We start from the raw sequence: 16,264 nt of genomic DNA, 5'->3' as shown, positions 1-16,264 counted from the left end.
CATGGACTACCAAAAACTTACCGGAAAAGAACTCAAACAAATCCGGACTCTCGGACAGCTCAAAGCCGCTGGCTACGAACCCAAATCTATTAAGGAAGAACTCCGGGATAATCTAATTGCTAAAATCAAGCAGAAAGAAAATGTATTCGAGGGCATCTGGGGCTACGAGGATACGGTGATTCCCGATATCGAGCGGGCGATTCTCTCTCGACACAATATCAATCTGCTCGGTCTGCGCGGTCAGGCCAAAACCCGAATCGCACGGATGATGACGCAGCTATTGGATGAATACGTGCCCGTGGTTTATGGAGCCGAACTCAATGATGATCCGCTGCAGCCGCTGACTTCCTATGCTCGAAATCTCATCGAAGAGCGGGGAGATGATTCTCCCATTATTTGGTGGCATAGGAATGATAGGTATACTGAAAAACTCGCTACACCCGATGTTTCCGTAGCCGACTTGATCGGTGATGTGGATCCAATCAAAGCTGCTACAATGAAGCTCAGCTACAATGACGAGCGGGTGATTCACTATGGATTGGTCCCAAGATCTCATCGCTCGATATTTGTCATCAATGAGTTGCCTGATTTGCAGGCCCGTATTCAGGTGGCCTTGTTTAATATTTTGCAGGAAGGCGATATTCAGATACGAGGATTCAAATTGAGGCTTCCGCTTGATATTCAGTTTGTCTTCACTGCCAACCCGGAAGACTATACCAACCGCGGCAGTATCGTGACTCCCCTCAAGGATAGGATTGAAAGTCAGATCATCACCCACTATCCGAAATCCATCGAGATCGGTAAAAAAATCACAGCTCAAGAGGCCAACTTAGTCGGTAAGCCTGTGGAAAATATTCATGTCCCCGAACTGATGAAGGATCTGATCGAGCAGATTGCTATCGAGGCGAGAGATTCTGAATACGTGGATGAAAAGTCGGGAGTTTCTGCCCGTTTGACCATTTCGGCTTTCGAAAATCTGATTTCGGCAGCGGAAAGAAGACTTTATCTAAATGGTGAAGAAAATACCACCGTTAGAATAGCGGATCTGATCGGGGTGATTCCAGCCATTACCGGAAAGGTCGAATTGGTCTATGAAGGTGAACAAGAGGGCGCTGGTCTTGTAGCTTATAACTTGATCGGAAAAGCCATTCGCTCACAGTTTGTCAACTATTTCCCCTCACCCGAGTCAAAGAAGAAAGCCAAAGAAGGCAATCCCTATGTGATTCCTTTGGCTTGGTTTGGAGAAGGAAATGAGCTGGATATTTTGGCTTCACAATCTGACAAAGCATACAAGCAGGCTCTTCATGAAGTCCCTGGACTGGAGGAGGTTGTCACTGCTACGGTGAAAAATCTCCCTGAAAAGGAAAAAGAATTCTTTATGGAATTTGCCCTGCATGGATTAGCCGAATATTCCCAACTTAGTAAAAATTTACTAGACACCGGATTGCAGTTTAAGGATCTCTTCAGCTCCATGTTCAATATGGGTCCTGGTGAAGAAGACGATTTTGAAGAGGATGATTTGTAAAAATCCTAAATCCCATGTTACCAATGTGAGTGTCTAACTCACATTTTTGTGAAAAAAGGGGCGAAAGCCTCTTTTTTCAGATCTAAAAATTTTTTGATAACATTTCTTTAATTTTTTATGTACATATTTGTGTACAAAATTTATCTCTATGCTCACTACTACATTATCAGATTTTCGAAAAGATATCAAGCGTTATTTTGATCAAATTTCCCAAAACTTTGAGACACTAATTATCAACAGAGGCAAGGATAGCGGAATTGTGATCATGTCATTAGCCGAATACAATTCCCTGAAAGCCACCCATCATGAACTTTCCTCTAAAACAAATGAAGAGCGTCTCGATTCAGCTATTCAAAAGTTAAAATCCGGAAAATCATTCGAGAAACAACTGCTTGAAGAATGAAATACGTATTCGTTGAAGAATCTTGGGAGGACTATCTCTATTGGCAAAAAACCGACAAAAAGAAACTGAAAAGAATCAACGAGCTCTTAAAAGATATTTCCAGACATCCTTTTGAAGGAATTGGAAAACCAGAACCATTAAAATTCAAATATTCAGGATTTTGGTCAAGAAGAATAGACCAAGAACATCGATTAATCTATCAGGTAAAAGATGATGAAATTCTAATTGCAAAGTGTAGATTTCATTACGATTGATTCTAAAAAAAAGCTAGAAAAGACTTAAATGACTTTTTTTGCTTTCCAACTTTTCCCTCCTACCTTTGTCGCAGATCATAAGGGGTGCCCTAAAATTACGGGCTGAGATCATACCCATATTACCTGATCCGGGTAGTGCCGGCGAAGGGAAATGAGCAAGCAGAGTAATCGTACAAAAAATCAGAAATGGTACCGCCTGAGTTTTTGGATTTTGCTTTTGCAAAACGGGTAAACAATCACGGATGACTTCCCCTAAGTTCTCCCATGTTTCACTCAATCACCCGCAAGGGATTTTATCAACATGAAAAATTTATGGCTAAGTCTGGCTTTATGCCTGACTTTTACCGCTGCTTTTTCTCAGCAGCAACTCAAGGGAAAAGTGGTGGATCAATCGACCAATTCTCCGCTCATAGGAGCCGCTATTTGGGCCGAAGGCACAGGAAGAGGAACCGTGACAGATACCGAAGGAAAATTTATCCTCGCTAGATTACCGGAAGGAAAATTGACGGTTAAAGCATCTTATTTGGGCTATGAGTCTGTTTCCCAAGAAATCACTTTGCCCTATGCTGACGAACTCGTATTCAGCCTAGAAAGTAAAGACTTTCTCTCAGAGGAATTTATTGTGTCAGCGACTCGAGCTTCAGAAAGTACCCCGACGACCTTCAAAACCATAGACAAATCTGAGCTAGCGAAGCGAAATTTGGGGCAGGATATTCCAATTTTGCTGAATTTCACCCCATCGGTGGTTTCGCATTCGGATGCAGGAGCGGGCGTGGGATACACCGGTCTTCGGATTCGAGGTTCCGATCAAACCCGCATCAATGCCACCATCAATGGTATTCCACTCAATGATGCAGAGTCTCATGGTGTATTTTGGGTTAATATGCCAGATTTTGCAAGCTCCGTAGAGAACGTGCAAATCCAGCGTGGCGTAGGGACTTCTACTAATGGAGCGGCTACTTTCGGTGCCAGTCTCAACTTTCAAACCGATACCCGTCGAGATGAGGCCTATGCAGAAGTCAACAATGGCTTCGGGTCCTTCAATACCTGGAGACATACAGTCAAAGCAGGCACTGGATTACTTAACAATCGTTTTGCAGTAGATGCGCGGCTTTCGAAAATCACCTCTGATGGTTTCGTGGATCGGGCATTTTCTGACCTCAGCAGCTGGTTTGTTTCCGGTGGGTATTACGGAGAAAAAAGTGTCATCAAGTTGGTCGCATTCTCCGGAAAGGAACAAACTTATCAATCCTGGTGGGGGCTTCCCGAAGACAAATTGGAAAATGACCGAACTTGGAACTACTACACCTATGATAATGAAACGGACAATTATCAGCAGGATCATTACCAGTTGATCTACACTGGACAAGTTGGCAGTAACTGGAAAACTAACCTCGCACTTCACTACACCTATGGTCGCGGATATTACGAGCAGTTTCGGGAAGACGATGACTTTGCCAGCTACAATCTTCCGGATGTGACCATTGGGGAAGAAGTGATAGCTAGCTCGGATATTATCCGAAGAAGGTGGTTGGATAATGATTTCTACGGTTTCGTTGGCTCTGTCAATTACATCTCTGACAATGGCAAATTGGACTGGATCATCGGTGGAGGCGCCAATCGCTACGATGGCGGACATTTTGGGGAAGTCATCTGGGCTCGATTTGCGGGAAATACAAATATTCGTGATCGCTACTATGACAACAATGCCATCAAAGACGATCGAAATATCTACACCAAGGCCACTTATGAAATCAGTCCGGGATTGAATGTTTTCGGAGATCTTCAAGTGAGAGGGATCAATTATTCTTTTGAAGGAGTCAATGATGATCAGCGGGTAGTCAACGGACAGGAAAACTATACCTTCTTCAATCCGAAATTTGGTTTTTCTTACGAAAAAGGGAATCGTACCTATTATGCGAGCTATGCTGTGGCCAACCGTGAACCCACCCGGTCTGATTTTACAGATAATCCCATCACAGAAGTCCCTCGGCCTGAGCGACTGAATAACATAGAGGCAGGAGTACGGGCACGAAGCGGAGACTTCACCTACAATGCTAACTTCTACTACATGGACTACAAGGATCAATTAATTCTCACAGGACAAATCAACAATGTGGGAGCCTATATCCGAGAAAATGTAGCCTCTTCCTACCGTGCAGGAATAGAATTGGACGGGGCCTATCAGCTTTCTCCCGTTTGGACCTTGGGTGGAAATATCGCCTTCAGCCAAAATAAAATCGCTGAATTCACCGAATACATCGACGATTATTCTGTAGAAGAATTTCAGCAAGAGATCTTTACCTACACGGATACAGACATTGCGTTTTCTCCCAATGTGGTCGGATCGGCGATTATCGAATTTAACCCGACCAAAAACCTTTCCGTAAACTGGCTGAGCAAGTACGTAGGGAGACAGTTTCTCGATAATACTTCGAATGAGAACCGCTCTCTTGACGCTTTCTTCACCAACGACCTGAGAATCAGCTATTCGGCTCAACCGCGCTACTTCAAAGGGCTGGAAGTCAATCTGTTGATTAACAACATATTCAATGAGCTCTACGAGCCCAATGGCTATACATTCAGCTATTTTGTGCCGGGCGGAAATGGACGTGAACTCGTGACCGAAAACTTCTACTATCCTCAAGCAGGGACCAATTTTCTTTTGGGGGTAAGTATGAAATTTTAAAAAGATAAAAGCCACAGATTCACGAATTTTTCATCCGTTAATCTGTGGCTTTTTTCTATACAATACTCTTTCTTTTGCGAAAGCAAGTTCTCAAGACAGCTTAAACCCATTTCGAATTATTTCCAAAGCTGTTATCGTGTCCTTCTCCCTTGAATAATCAAACACCATAAATTTTTCCCTATTGACCAGTAAGACGCATTTATAAACAGTTACTTCCCATGAAAGTGTTGGGCTGATTCCGTTTGGAGTATTGGTTTCAATGTAGGTTTGGTGAATCAATTCTGCATTTTCAATCTCTGGAAGACTTTGCCACTTTCCCCTCTTGATCCAAAAAATGCTATGATATTTTTTTTAGTTTGTGGGCTTCAAAATCTATGATAACTCCACCATAAGTGGAAATAATAATTACCCCTAAGGCTAAGGGAATCCCGCTTACTAACAAGACTTTGCTAAAAGCAGTCTCTACTTCTACAAAAAAAGGAATGGTGAACACCATCAGTCCGGCCAAGATCAGAATACCGCCAAGTTTTTGTAATCCGTTTTTTCTATTGATATAATGAAAATGCCTCAAGATCCCTAGGTTTAGGCTTGCCAAGTAAAGCAAATAATTACAATCCGTCTAGCTCTAACATTTCTTTCGATCTACTTTTCAAAACCACTCCTAGCATTATTTCAAAAAGTAATCGTAAACGTGCTTCCCTTCCCAATTTCGCTCTCTACCTGAATCTTCCCACCGGCACTGGATATATGCTTTGAAATAAGATAGAGACCGATTCCTTTACTGTCTGGATGCTGATGAAAAGTCTGATTTTTCCCAAATAACTTCCCTTCCACTTGAGCAAGGTCCATTCCTTGCCCATTGTCCTTTACCGAAAGAACTGTTCTTCCTTTTAGCCGATCAGTTTTAATTTTGACCTGAGGAGTAATTCCCTCTTGCCGGTACTTGATCGAATTGCTGATCAGGTTCAAAAATATACTTTCCAGATAGAGTCTATTGTAATGGATTTCGGGAGATTGTGTAAAATCAGCCTCCAAGATTGCTTCAGACGATTGGATGAGCGGCTGAATAGCTACCAAGACCTGATGAAATACTTCTGAGAAGTTGAGTAGCTCCTCTTTTGTGCTTGAATTGTCTTTTTCGGCAATTAAATGGAGGTACTTGTTGAGGTTTTCTTTCAGTCCAAGAGTTGATCGTTTGATTAATTGAATCAAATCAGCCGTTTCCTGATCTTCGATTTTATCCAGATCAAGCAGTTCAAAAACTGAAAGTATACTGGAAACTGGCGCTCTGAGATCATGTGCCGTGATGTAGGTAAGTTGGCGAAGCTCTTCGTTTTTTTCCGAGAGAGATTTCAAAAGGTCTTCTCGTTTGGTTTCGAGTTTTTTCTTTTGTGTGACTTCTTTGGCTATGGCAAAAACTACCTCTTGATCAGGAATAGGCCAAGAAGTCCAGGAAAGCCAGACCGTTTTACCGGATTTGGTCAGGTAGCGATTTTCAAAATTGATCAGGGGCTTGGCCGCTTGGAGATTTTTCCTCTTTACCTGAGTAATGGGCCGGTCCTCTGGATGAATAAACTCATTGATCGGTCTGCTGTAAAGTTCTTCTTCCGAATACTCCAATAATTGACAAACGGAGGGATTGATTTTTTTAAAATATCCATCATAGCCAGCGACACAGACCAAGTCTGGGGTGAGGTCAAAAAACCTTTCATACGAGAAGCTACTTTTTGGATTCATAAGTAGTGTAGCATGGTGATTTTCGGCTTAGGAATCTAGATCTTTTTCCTCAAAAATCACCGTCTGATCCTCTAGGTAATGGGGATAAATTTTTAGATGTTGTTTTTTTACTTCTTCGGTCAGCCGCTTTCTAAACTCTTCTACATTCTCTCCAGATCCAGCAGCCATAAATACAGGCTTGAGGCCAGTCTTCTTTTCATAGGCTTCTGACAAAGCATCAAAATCTTTATAATCTGCCTCCTGGAGATCTATTTCGGACATTTCCATGATCTTTTCCTCGGAGGGCATAGTCTCTACCAAATCGATTTTATTAAAAACCAAAAGCACTGGCTTATCGCCCGCTTTGATTTCCCGGAGCGTCTCCGTCACTACTCCGATGTGATCTTCAAAATTAGGATGAGAAATATCCACCACATGCACGAGCAGATCAGCCTCGCGGATCTCATCGAGCGTGGATTTAAAGGATTCGATCAGGTGAGTAGGGAGCTTGCGGATAAATCCCACGGTATCTGATAGCAAAAATGGGATGTTTTCTAGGACTACTTTTCGTACCGTGGAGTCCACTGTGGCAAACAATTTATTTTCAGCCAAAATATCAGTTTTGGTGATCAGGTTCATTAGGGTACTTTTGCCGACATTAGTATATCCGACTAGCGCCACACGGACGATTCCTTTTCTGCCTTTTCGCTGGGTGACGCCTTGTTTTTCGATTTCCCTTAACTTTTGCTTGAGCAGGGTAATTTTATTCCTGATGTCTCGCTTATCGGTTTCGATTTCCTTTTCACCTGCACCACCACGGGTAGAGGTACCCCCTCGCTGTCGCTCCAAGTGCGTCCACATCCGAGTAAGTCGGGGGAGCAAATACTGGAATCGAGCTAGTTCTACTTGTGTTTTAGCTTGGGCAGTTTGAGCCCGATTGAGAAAAATATCCAAAATCAACAGAGATCGATCATAGACCTTGACTTTGAGTTCGTTTTCTAGATTCTTCATTTGTGAAGGGGAAAGGTCGTCGTCAAAAATGACCATATCGACTTCAAAATGCTCTACATAGGCCAGGATTTCTTCCAGTTTTCCCTTGCCTACAAAAGTCCGGATATCGGGTTTTTCCATCCGTTGGGTGAAGCGATAGACAGCCTTGACCCCTAAAGTTTCAGTCAAAAAAGCCAATTCATCCAAGTGCTCTGCTGTTTCTTGTTCGCTTTGATTTTGCCTGATCAGGCTGACGAGGACAGCAGTTTCTTGTTTGGGTGCAGTATCGTGTAATTTTTGGAGCTTTCGCGAAAATTTACTCATGGAAGTGCTTTGGTTTCATTCTCAGAAGGTAAGAATCAATAGAATAGTTTCATTTTTTCAAGATATCCTTGAAGCCTTGATTCTCAACCTGAAGGATACAAAGTTCGTTATATTTCCTCATAATTGATTAGGATAGTGTAATTGCTAGTGGTTATTTTACAAATTAATCCAGAAAACCATTCTTTCATGGCACTAATCACAGAAACTGCTTTATCCGGTGTACTCGAGATCCAACCCAGAATTTTCAGAGATGAGCGAGGTTATTTCTTCGAATCTTTTCGGGCAGATTGGTTGCGGTCCTTTGGTGTAGAAAACGATTGGGTACAGGATAATCAGTCTTTCTCCCAGAAAGGCACTGTCAGAGGACTGCACTTTCAACGAGCACCTTATGCTCAAGCCAAACTTGTACGCGTCATTCAAGGTAAAGTATGGGACGTCGCCGTAGACCTTCGCAAAGGATCAGCTACTTATGGACAATCTTTTGCTGCCATGCTGGATTCTGAAAAAAATAATCTTCTTTATATTCCAACAGGCTTTGCTCATGGCTTTTCTGTCCTAGAAGATGCTATATTTGCTTACAAGTGCTCCAATTATTATCACCAAGCCAGCGAGGGAGGCATCAAATGGGATGACCCTCAATTAGCAATCGACTGGCAAGTGGAGCAAGCGATTATTTCTGCCAAGGATCAATCTTGGCCAAGCTTAAAAGAATTTACCGAAACTAGTGGAGGAGGATTATAAATGGGCATTTTAGACCTATTTAAACGTAAACCTGAGGAAATCGAAGCGCTAGATCTAAGTTGGATCCAGGCGGATATGCACTCGCATCTCATACCGGGAATCGATGATGGCTCCAAATCCATGGAGGAATCACTTCAACTCATCCGTAGGCTGTCTGACTATGGGCTGAAGAAATTGATTACCACCCCCCATATCATGTCGGAATACTATCGAAATACTCCCGAAATCATCGGAATGGGGCTTGAGGATCTAAGAAAAGCCGTCAAAAACGAGGGGATTCCCATTGAGATCGATGCAGCGGCGGAGTACTACATGGATGAAATCTTTCTGGATAAGGTCAAAAACGGCGAAAAACTACTGACTTTTGGAGATCAGTACATCTTGGTCGAGACAGGCTTTATCAATCGACCTCAGATGTTGTTGGAAATATTTTTTCATCTGGAAATGGCGGGCTATAAACCCGTTTTTGCACATCCAGAGCGCTATCAATACCTTCATGCGGACAAAGCTTTTCTTCAGGATTTGCTTGATAGGAATGTAATTCTACAGATTAATTTACTCTCCTTGACCGGGTTTTATTCTAAGCAGGTAAAGGACTTTGCAGAGCAGCTCTTGGAAAAGGGAAATGTTCAGTTTTTTGGAACAGACTGCCATAATAGCCGTTATCTCGATATGTTGGAAATGCTTCCCAAAACCAAAGTCTATGATCGTATACGAGAGCAAAAATGGAATAACACGGACCTTTGATCTTGCTATAGGATGAAAATTCTCATCACGGGCATCACGGGACTTTTTGGTAGCTATTTGGCTAAGGAGTTTTCGGATATTGGGGAGATTCATGGCCTCAAGAGGCCGGAGTCTTCCGATCGTCTGATTCCCAATGATCTCACAGTCATCTGGCATGAAGGCGATCTCTCGGATATGGAGTCCTTAGAAGCCGCACTTCAGGATGCAGACTTGGTGATCCACTCCGCAGGCAAAGTATCTTTTGACCCCAGGGATAAAGACTCACTTTTTGAAATCAACGTCACAGGGACCACTAATCTGGTCAACGCCATGCTTAATGTGGGGGTAAAAAAACTCATTCATGTCTCTTCTGTATCGGCTATCGGACGGAGCTCAGAGCAAAAACTGCTAGATGAAAACTATAAATGGACCGAGTCACCTCTAAATACGGATTATGCTGTTTCCAAATATTGGGCTGAGCTGGAAGTTTGGAGAGGAGAACAGGAAGGGTTGGATGTGCTAATTGTTAACCCTTCGGTGATTTTGGGGAAAGTATCAGATGACAGGAGTAGCACTGCTTTATACCATTATGTTTTGGAAGAAAACCGCTACTATCCTCTCGGTGACTTGAATTATATAGATATCAGAGACGCAGTAGCTCTTACCAAGCAGCTGTATCAAAAAAATCAATGGGGAGAGCGATTTATTATCAGTGCAGGATCGATTCCCTATCGGGAATTTTTTAAGCAAATGGCGGAAAGTTTTGGGAAGAAAGCTCCCACTGTCCACGCATCTCCTTGGATGCTAAAACTGGCAGTCCTTTTTGCAGGTGTAATGAGAGGTCTTGGCCTCAGCAAAAATCCATTGAACAAAAAAACGGCGATGATTTCTTCCCAGAAAATCAACTATACTAATGCTAAAGTCCAAAATATATTGAATTTTCAGTACCGAAGCCTAAAGGATACCTTTTCTTGGGCCAAATAAACTTATTTTGAAAAAGGTTCGTTAACCACAGTCCGAATAAAAATTATACAGCCTTTTGGTAAAAAAAATTGGCACTGTCCGATTTAAGAATAAAATTTATTCGGTACCTTAAGTTAACCTTAACGCAAGCGAATGACCGGAGATCACGATCACGATTGGGAAAACGACAAAAAGCTGGTGGAACGCTTCGAAAATTCCCTCAAGTCTAATCTTGACCTTTATTTTGATGAGGAAGAACTGGAAGATATCATCCGGTTTTACTTTGATCAGCAGAAGTTTCTAAAAGCGCTTCGGGCCGCCGAATTTGCACTGGAGAAATTTCCCTTCTCTGTAGAAATCAAATTGCTCAAAGCTCAATGCCTCATCTTCAACGATGAGCTGGAAGAAGGACTCGAAATACTCGAAAGTATCAATACCATTTCTCCCAATAATGAGGAAATCATTCTTGCACTGGCCAATGCTTTTATTTTGGCAGGAAATCCTCAGGAAGGAATCGAGCTTTTGGAAAATTTTCTCCCATTAGCCGATGACAGAGCCGAGGTTTTTTATTCCTTGGGTAATCTATTTCGCGCCAAAGGCGACAATAAAAAAGCCAGTCACTATTTCAAAGAATCGGTAAAAATCAAAATCAATCACGAAGATGCCCTCTTCCAGTTGGCTATGATTACGGAAGAAGAAGGGAATTTTGATGAAATCTTGGAATTTTATCAGGAATTTATCGACCAGGATCCTTACAGCGCAGGGGCTTGGTATAATCTCGGGGTGGTTTACAATCGGCTGGGAAGATTTGAGGAGGCGATCAAAGCCTATGATTACGCCATTTTGATAGATGACACCTTTGCTTCAGCGTACTTCAATCTGGGCAATGCGCTGATGAATACCAATCAGTACGAACTCGCACTGGAAGCCTATCAAAATACCATCAATTGCGAAGGAGCCAATGCGGAAAACTGCTGCTACATGGGAGCTGCCTATGAAAAACTGGGCAAAATAGACGATGCCTTCAAGTATTTTAAGAAGTCCGCCAAGTTTGATGAAGAATACGACGATGCCTGGTTTGGACTGGGGATGTGCATGCTAAAGAAGAGTAAATTCTTTGAAGCCATCCATTATTTTAAGAAAGCACTCAAGCTCAGCGAAGAAAACCCCAACTACTGGGTGGGACTCGCTGATGCGGAGTTTAATCTTGGAAACCTACAGGCGAGCTCAGAGGCCTACGAGGAAGCGATTAATCTCGAACCGGGAATCATGGAAACGTATGTGAATCTTTCGGTGATATACTTTGATCAAAACCGATTTGAAGAAGCGATCGATGTGATTCAGGAGGGAATAGACGAGCTCCCTGAGGAAGCAGAGCTTTATTATCGCATGGTCGTTTACCAGATCAAAATGGGCAAATACAAGGAAGCATTTACATTTTTAGAAAATGCCTTAACTTTGGACTTTGATCGGCATACAGTGTTGTATGAGTTAATGCCCGAGCTCCAGAAGCAAAAGGCCATCTACAAGCTGATCGCCCAGTATAGAGATGAGAATCTCAAGCCTTAAATTTTAAAACCAAGCAAATGAATTATGTGCTAAAGAATATCCCTGTAAGGACTGAAAAGCCTCGCAATACGGGATTTACGATGGCGATGGACAAAGGACTCAGCATCAGAGCTGTAGAAGACTTTGTAGACAGCTGTTCGGATTACGTGGATATTGTCAAATTAGGATGGGCTACCTCCTATGTGACCAAAAACCTTTCTCAAAAAATCGCTATCTACAAAGAAGCTGGAATTCCTGTTTATTTAGGGGGTACTTTGTTTGAAGCTTTTATCGTCAGAGGTCAATTTGACGACTATAGAAAAGTATTGGATAAATATGATTTGAGCTTTGCTGAGGTTTCTGACGGATCCATTTCGTTGAATCACGATAAAAAATGTGAATACATCTCCACTTTGGCACAGCAGGTCACGGTGCTTTCGGAAGTAGGATCCAAAGATGCTGCAAAAATTATCCCTCCCTACAAGTGGATAGAACAGATGCAAACCGAGCTTCAAGCCGGAGCCTGGAAAGTAATCGGTGAAGCAAGAGAGGGAGGAAATGTCGGACTTTTTAGAGATTCTGGAGAAGTAAGACAGGGATTGGTAGAGGAGATTTTGACTCAGGTACCTGAAGAAAAAATCATCTGGGAAGCCCCTATCAAATCTCAGCAAGTATGGTTTATCAAGCTTCTAGGAGCGAATGTCAACTTGGGAAATATCAGTCCTTCGGAAGTCATTCCTTTGGAAACTATCCGACTCGGCCTCAGAGGAGATACTTTCGATCACTTTCTCGGCGAAATCAAACTTTAAATTAGCTCATCAAAAAGAAGGCTGATCGAATCCCCATTTGGTCAGCCTTTATTTTTACCATGAAATCACTTCAACACTATTTTCTCAATTACCTACGAGGAATGGCCATGGGTGCCGCCGACATTGTGCCAGGGGTATCAGGGGGGTCTATTGCCTTGATCACAGGCATCTATCAGGAGCTTCTCGAGAGTATCAACTCCTTCAATAAAGCCACCTTTCAATTACTCCTTAAAATGGAGTGGAAAAAATTTTACCGGGCAGTAAATGGCAATTTCCTACTAAGCCTAGTCTTGGGGATTTTGACAAGTGTTTTTACACTTTCCAAGCTGATCACCTATTTGATGGAGGCCCATCCTATTCCACTTTGGTCCTTTTTCTGCGGATTGATCCTTGTCAGTGCATTTATTATTCTCAGGGAGATCAAGCGCTGGCACCTTGGGGTAGTCGTTTCTGTGATAGCAGGTACGCTTATCGCCTGGTGGATCACTGATTTGCCGCCGACCTCTTCTCCTGAAGCTTTATGGTTCACTTTTGTAGCAGGAGCTATTGCGATCTGTGCGATGATTTTACCGGGAATCAGCGGGAGTTTTATTCTTTTGATATTAGGCAAATACGAGCAGGTAATGCAAGCCTTGTCCGAGCGCGACATTCTTACTTTGGGAGTCTTTGCTTTGGGTTGCGTGGTAGGAATATTATCCTTTAGCAGATTAATCTCCTGGCTTCTACGACGACTATTTTCCACTACGATTGGCTTATTGTCGGGATTTATGATAGGGTCCATCAATAAACTTTGGCCTTGGAAAATTGTCACTCAGTACCGTACCTCTTCCTCAGGTGAAGAGAAACCTTTCCTAACCGAAAACCTCCTTCCCGAAGCCTATTGGGAGCAGGTGGGTCAAGAGCCTATGATTGGGTGGGCGATTTTTGGGTTTTTGGGAGGAATTATCCTCGTCCTTGGAATTGATTTATTAGCGGCTTATTTTAAAAAATCATGAGAAAATTCGGTTTAATAGGCTATCCCTTGGGTCATTCTTTTTCCAAAAAATATTTCACAGCGAAATTTCAAAAGGAGCAAATCCGAAACTGTCAATTTGAGCTCTATGAAATTCCTGAAATCTCAGCTTTTGAGGATATTGTAATCCAGAACCCAGAGTTGGAAGGACTTTCGGTGACTATCCCCCACAAAGAATCTGTCATCCCCCTATTAGACCAACTGGACCCGGCTTGTGAAAAAATAGGAGCTGTAAATTGTATCCGAATCAAAAATGGAATCAAAACAGGCTTCAACACAGATTATATTGGGTTTAAAAATTCTCTCCAAAACTGGCTCGGTAGCACGCTTCCTTCAGCGCTTGTGCTGGGAACCGGAGGAGCAAGTAAGGCCGTAAAGCAGTCCTTGGAGGATTTGGGAATAAGCTACCTCTCCGTCTCTAGAAGACCGGGAAAAAACCAGCTTACCTATGAAGAACTCTGGCAGAACCCGGAGATACTGAAAAATCATCATTTACTGATCAATACCACACCTTTGGGTACTTATCCTGAAGTGGAGGCAATGGCCAATATTCCCTTGGAGCAATTGTCGGAACACCATCTTGTCTATGACTTGGTTTACAATCCACCGGTTACCCGATTGATGCGGGAGTGCTTAAATCGGGGAGGGAAGGCAAAGAATGGCCAAGACATGCTGGAACTCCAAGCTGAGGCGGCTTGGAAAATCTGGAATGAATAGGCTCAATTAATTCTGAGTTTACACCGTCAAGAAATAATTTTTCTGGGGATATCTTTAGGAAGACGAGTCAGCATTTCATAATTGACCTGTTGTGTAGACTCAGAAAAAGAGGCCACTGTGATTTCTTTTTTGCCCTGCTTTCCAATCATCACCACTTCATCTCCTGCTTTGACTCCCTTTACCTTGCTGATGTCCACAGCAATTGCATTCATGGTGACAGTACCCACTACCTGACAAAACTGCCCTCCGATAAGCACCTGGCCGGAATTGGAAAGTAATCGACTATACCCATGACCATAGCCTACAGGTACAATAGCCAGCCTCATGTCCTGCAGAGCCATGTAGCTATTTCCATAACCAATAAACTGACCCATTGCTACTTTTTTGAGGCTCATGACGGTACTTTTCCATGTGATTAGGCGTTTCAGAGGGTTTTTATTGGCATTTTCAAGGTCTTTTAGCTTCGCAAAATAAGTTTCTTTAGTAGGCCAAAACCCATATCCTGCGATACCAATTCTCACCATGTCCATGATAGTTTCAGGGAAAATCAAGGTAGCTGCTGAGCAGGCAGTATGGTAGCGATTGAAAAACAGGTAATGCTCAGACAAATAATTTTTGAAATCGTAATAGGCTGAAATTTGATTTTTTACTCTTACAAAATTACTCACACTTTCAGCCCCAGCATAGTGCGTACAGAGTCCTTCTAATATCACATGATCTTTGGCAGCTTGTAGCATCTCGACTAATCGCTCGCGATCCTCCCATTCAAATCCGGTGCGGTGAAAGCCCGTCTCCAACTCGATATGAATTTTTGCAGCTTTACCGATCTTTTTTGAAACTTCCACTGTTTTTTCAAGCCGCTCAAAATCAAACACATAAAAACTGATTTCTGACTGAATCAGTGCCTCTAGTTCCTCATGATAAAGCATGCCTAGAATCATGATCTCAGCGTTTTTGTTGGAGTGCTTCTTGACTAGCCATGCCTCATCTGAACTGAAAGTGCTAAAGTGCCTTACCCCTGCTCCCTCGGCGATATGCACCATCTCGGCTATCCCATGACCATAGGCATTTCCTTTGACCACAGCAGAAATAGTTGGTTTGGGACCGATCTCCGAGCGGATATAGCGGATATTTTGCCGATAAGCTTTGGCACTGATTTCTAAAAAAGAAGTAGCGATCATATTGATTCTTTTGCGAGGTCAAAAATTAAAGGAGCCTAGCCCCAATTCCCAATTCTTTTCTACATTTATTCAAAACTTTTAAAAAAATGGACAAACTAGCTCTTAATCGCTGCCCTTGGTGCTTGGGTTTTCCCCAATACATCGAATATCACGATAAGGAATGGGGAGTTCCTGTCTATGATGACCTCACGCATTTTGAATTTTTGATTTTGGAAAGTGCCCAAGCGGGTCTGAGTTGGGCGACGATTTTGAAAAAAAGGGAGGGCTACCGCAAGGCCTTTGCTGATTTTGATTATAAGCAAGTGGCGGAGTTTCCGGATAGCTATGTGGAGGAACTGCTACAGGACCCGGGGATTATCCGAAATAAATTGAAAATCAAAGCCGCCATCAATAACGCCAAGCGGTTCATGGAAATTCAGACTGAATTTGGATCGTTCTCGGATTATATCTGGTCTTTTGTCGGGGGCAAACCTATCCAAAATCAGCTTCAAAGCCTGCAGGATGCACCCGCCACTTCTCCTGAATCAGATCGATTGGCCAAGGACCTGAAGAAAAGAGGATTTAAATTTTTGGGAAGTACCACACTATACGCTCACATGCAAGCTACCGGCTTAGTCAATGATCATTTGGTAAATTGCTTTCGGTTCTCAGAAGTTAAGGAATAAT

Annotated in this window: 16 protein-coding genes and 1 riboswitch; of the genes, 12 read left to right on the top strand and 4 right to left on the bottom strand. The window is 42.7% G+C overall.

From position 1 onward, the window contains the following. Position 1: 1 nt before the first annotated feature. The 4 genes from BLQ57_RS03345 to BLQ57_RS03330 all read left to right on the top strand — a co-directional run bounded on the left by BLQ57_RS03345 (position 2) and on the right by BLQ57_RS03330 (position 4,871). Complete coding sequence (locus BLQ57_RS03345; protein WP_087937888.1) at positions 2 to 1,525, top strand: P-loop NTPase family protein; 1,524 nt, start codon at positions 2 to 4, stop codon at positions 1,523 to 1,525. A gap of 148 nt (positions 1,526 to 1,673) precedes the next feature. After that, the gene (locus BLQ57_RS03340) at positions 1,674 to 1,928 is read left to right on the top strand and encodes a type II toxin-antitoxin system Phd/YefM family antitoxin (protein ID WP_087937889.1); all 255 of its coding nucleotides are present in this window, start codon (positions 1,674 to 1,676) and stop codon (positions 1,926 to 1,928) included. Further along, entirely contained in the window at positions 1,925 to 2,182 is a 258-nt protein-coding gene (locus BLQ57_RS03335; RefSeq protein WP_087937890.1) for a Txe/YoeB family addiction module toxin, read from the top strand. The genes BLQ57_RS03340 and BLQ57_RS03335 overlap by 4 nt, the downstream gene beginning before the upstream one ends. A 70-nt stretch (positions 2,183 to 2,252) precedes the next feature. Then, positions 2,253 to 2,349, top strand: a riboswitch (TPP riboswitch). Positions 2,350 to 2,483: 134 nt separating this feature from the next. Continuing rightward, complete coding sequence (locus tag BLQ57_RS03330; RefSeq protein ID WP_087937891.1) at positions 2,484 to 4,871, top strand: TonB-dependent receptor; 2,388 nt, start codon at positions 2,484 to 2,486, stop codon at positions 4,869 to 4,871. A gap of 337 nt (positions 4,872 to 5,208) precedes the next feature. Here the strand turns inward: BLQ57_RS03330 and BLQ57_RS03325 are convergent, their stop codons facing one another. The 3 genes from BLQ57_RS03325 to hflX form a co-directional block, all read right to left on the bottom strand. Next, positions 5,209 to 5,442, bottom strand: coding sequence for a hypothetical protein (locus BLQ57_RS03325; RefSeq protein ID WP_139162655.1), 234 nt, complete (start codon positions 5,440 to 5,442; stop codon positions 5,209 to 5,211). A gap of 101 nt (positions 5,443 to 5,543) precedes the next feature. Beyond that, positions 5,544 to 6,608 (bottom strand): PAS domain-containing sensor histidine kinase, encoded by a 1,065-nt coding sequence (locus BLQ57_RS03320; protein WP_087937893.1) that lies wholly within the window; start codon positions 6,606 to 6,608, stop codon positions 5,544 to 5,546. Positions 6,609 to 6,635: 27 nt separating this feature from the next. Next, on the bottom strand, positions 6,636 to 7,901 hold the full coding sequence (gene hflX / locus BLQ57_RS03315; RefSeq protein ID WP_087937894.1) for a GTPase HflX: 1,266 nt from the start codon (positions 7,899 to 7,901) through the stop codon (positions 6,636 to 6,638). Positions 7,902 to 8,087: 186 nt separating this feature from the next. Here hflX and rfbC point away from each other — a divergent pair, with 186 nt between their 5' ends. The 7 genes from rfbC (at position 8,088) to BLQ57_RS03280 (ending at position 14,417) form a co-directional block, all read left to right on the top strand. Continuing rightward, positions 8,088 to 8,642, top strand: coding sequence for a dTDP-4-dehydrorhamnose 3,5-epimerase (rfbC, locus tag BLQ57_RS03310; RefSeq protein WP_087937895.1), 555 nt, complete (start codon positions 8,088 to 8,090; stop codon positions 8,640 to 8,642). Beyond that, the gene (locus tag BLQ57_RS03305) at positions 8,643 to 9,389 is read left to right on the top strand and encodes a tyrosine-protein phosphatase (protein WP_087937896.1); all 747 of its coding nucleotides are present in this window, start codon (positions 8,643 to 8,645) and stop codon (positions 9,387 to 9,389) included. It abuts the gene before it with no gap. A 12-nt stretch (positions 9,390 to 9,401) separates the two neighbouring features. Beyond that, positions 9,402 to 10,352, top strand: coding sequence for an NAD-dependent epimerase/dehydratase family protein (locus BLQ57_RS03300; RefSeq protein WP_087937897.1), 951 nt, complete (start codon positions 9,402 to 9,404; stop codon positions 10,350 to 10,352). A 132-nt stretch (positions 10,353 to 10,484) separates the two neighbouring features. Beyond that, positions 10,485 to 11,900: a tetratricopeptide repeat protein gene (locus tag BLQ57_RS03295; RefSeq protein ID WP_087937898.1), complete on the top strand. Its 1,416-nt coding sequence runs from the start codon at positions 10,485 to 10,487 to the stop codon at positions 11,898 to 11,900. Between the two features lie 17 nt (positions 11,901 to 11,917). Then, positions 11,918 to 12,688: a phosphosulfolactate synthase gene (locus tag BLQ57_RS03290; RefSeq protein ID WP_087937899.1), complete on the top strand. Its 771-nt coding sequence runs from the start codon at positions 11,918 to 11,920 to the stop codon at positions 12,686 to 12,688. 59 nt (positions 12,689 to 12,747) lie between these two features. Further along, complete coding sequence (locus tag BLQ57_RS03285) at positions 12,748 to 13,683, top strand: DUF368 domain-containing protein (protein ID WP_087937900.1); 936 nt, start codon at positions 12,748 to 12,750, stop codon at positions 13,681 to 13,683. Beyond that, the gene (locus BLQ57_RS03280) at positions 13,680 to 14,417 is read left to right on the top strand and encodes a shikimate dehydrogenase family protein (RefSeq protein ID WP_087937901.1); all 738 of its coding nucleotides are present in this window, start codon (positions 13,680 to 13,682) and stop codon (positions 14,415 to 14,417) included. Before BLQ57_RS03285 ends, BLQ57_RS03280 begins: the two co-directional genes overlap by 4 nt. Positions 14,418 to 14,443: 26 nt before the next feature. Here BLQ57_RS03280 and alr read toward each other — a convergent pair whose 3' ends face one another. Continuing rightward, positions 14,444 to 15,598 (bottom strand): alanine racemase, encoded by a 1,155-nt coding sequence (alr, locus tag BLQ57_RS03275; RefSeq protein ID WP_087937902.1) that lies wholly within the window; start codon positions 15,596 to 15,598, stop codon positions 14,444 to 14,446. Between the two features lie 86 nt (positions 15,599 to 15,684). Here alr and BLQ57_RS03270 point away from each other — a divergent pair, with 86 nt between their 5' ends. Then, complete coding sequence (locus BLQ57_RS03270; protein ID WP_087937903.1) at positions 15,685 to 16,263, top strand: DNA-3-methyladenine glycosylase I; 579 nt, start codon at positions 15,685 to 15,687, stop codon at positions 16,261 to 16,263. Position 16,264: the final 1 nt, after the last annotated feature.

The organism is Algoriphagus faecimaris (assembly GCF_900101705.1).
In the GTDB taxonomy this organism is placed as follows: Bacteria; Bacteroidota; Bacteroidia; order Cytophagales; family Cyclobacteriaceae; genus Algoriphagus; species Algoriphagus faecimaris.
This window is presented reverse-complemented; position numbering and strand designations above follow the sequence as displayed.

What these genes read in the sequence shown, in the direction of transcription:
- BLQ57_RS03345 (WP_087937888.1), top strand. Translation starts at nt 2, where the DNA reads ATGGACTACCAAAAACTTACCGGAAAAGAACTCAAACAAATCCGGACT.
- BLQ57_RS03340 (WP_087937889.1), top strand. Translation starts at nt 1,674, where the DNA reads ATGCTCACTACTACATTATCAGATTTTCGAAAAGATATCAAGCGTTAT.
- BLQ57_RS03335 (WP_087937890.1), top strand. Translation starts at nt 1,925, where the DNA reads ATGAAATACGTATTCGTTGAAGAATCTTGGGAGGACTATCTCTATTGG.
- BLQ57_RS03330 (WP_087937891.1), top strand. Translation starts at nt 2,484, where the DNA reads ATGAAAAATTTATGGCTAAGTCTGGCTTTATGCCTGACTTTTACCGCT.
- BLQ57_RS03320 (WP_087937893.1), bottom strand. Translation starts at nt 6,608, where the DNA reads ATGAATCCAAAAAGTAGCTTCTCGTATGAAAGGTTTTTTGACCTCACC.
- hflX (WP_087937894.1), bottom strand. Translation starts at nt 7,901, where the DNA reads ATGAGTAAATTTTCGCGAAAGCTCCAAAAATTACACGATACTGCACCC.
- rfbC (WP_087937895.1), top strand. Translation starts at nt 8,088, where the DNA reads ATGGCACTAATCACAGAAACTGCTTTATCCGGTGTACTCGAGATCCAA.
- BLQ57_RS03305 (WP_087937896.1), top strand. Translation starts at nt 8,643, where the DNA reads ATGGGCATTTTAGACCTATTTAAACGTAAACCTGAGGAAATCGAAGCG.
- BLQ57_RS03300 (WP_087937897.1), top strand. Translation starts at nt 9,402, where the DNA reads ATGAAAATTCTCATCACGGGCATCACGGGACTTTTTGGTAGCTATTTG.
- BLQ57_RS03295 (WP_087937898.1), top strand. Translation starts at nt 10,485, where the DNA reads ATGACCGGAGATCACGATCACGATTGGGAAAACGACAAAAAGCTGGTG.
- BLQ57_RS03290 (WP_087937899.1), top strand. Translation starts at nt 11,918, where the DNA reads ATGAATTATGTGCTAAAGAATATCCCTGTAAGGACTGAAAAGCCTCGC.
- BLQ57_RS03285 (WP_087937900.1), top strand. Translation starts at nt 12,748, where the DNA reads ATGAAATCACTTCAACACTATTTTCTCAATTACCTACGAGGAATGGCC.
- BLQ57_RS03280 (WP_087937901.1), top strand. Translation starts at nt 13,680, where the DNA reads ATGAGAAAATTCGGTTTAATAGGCTATCCCTTGGGTCATTCTTTTTCC.
- alr (WP_087937902.1), bottom strand. Translation starts at nt 15,598, where the DNA reads ATGATCGCTACTTCTTTTTTAGAAATCAGTGCCAAAGCTTATCGGCAA.
- BLQ57_RS03270 (WP_087937903.1), top strand. Translation starts at nt 15,685, where the DNA reads ATGGACAAACTAGCTCTTAATCGCTGCCCTTGGTGCTTGGGTTTTCCC.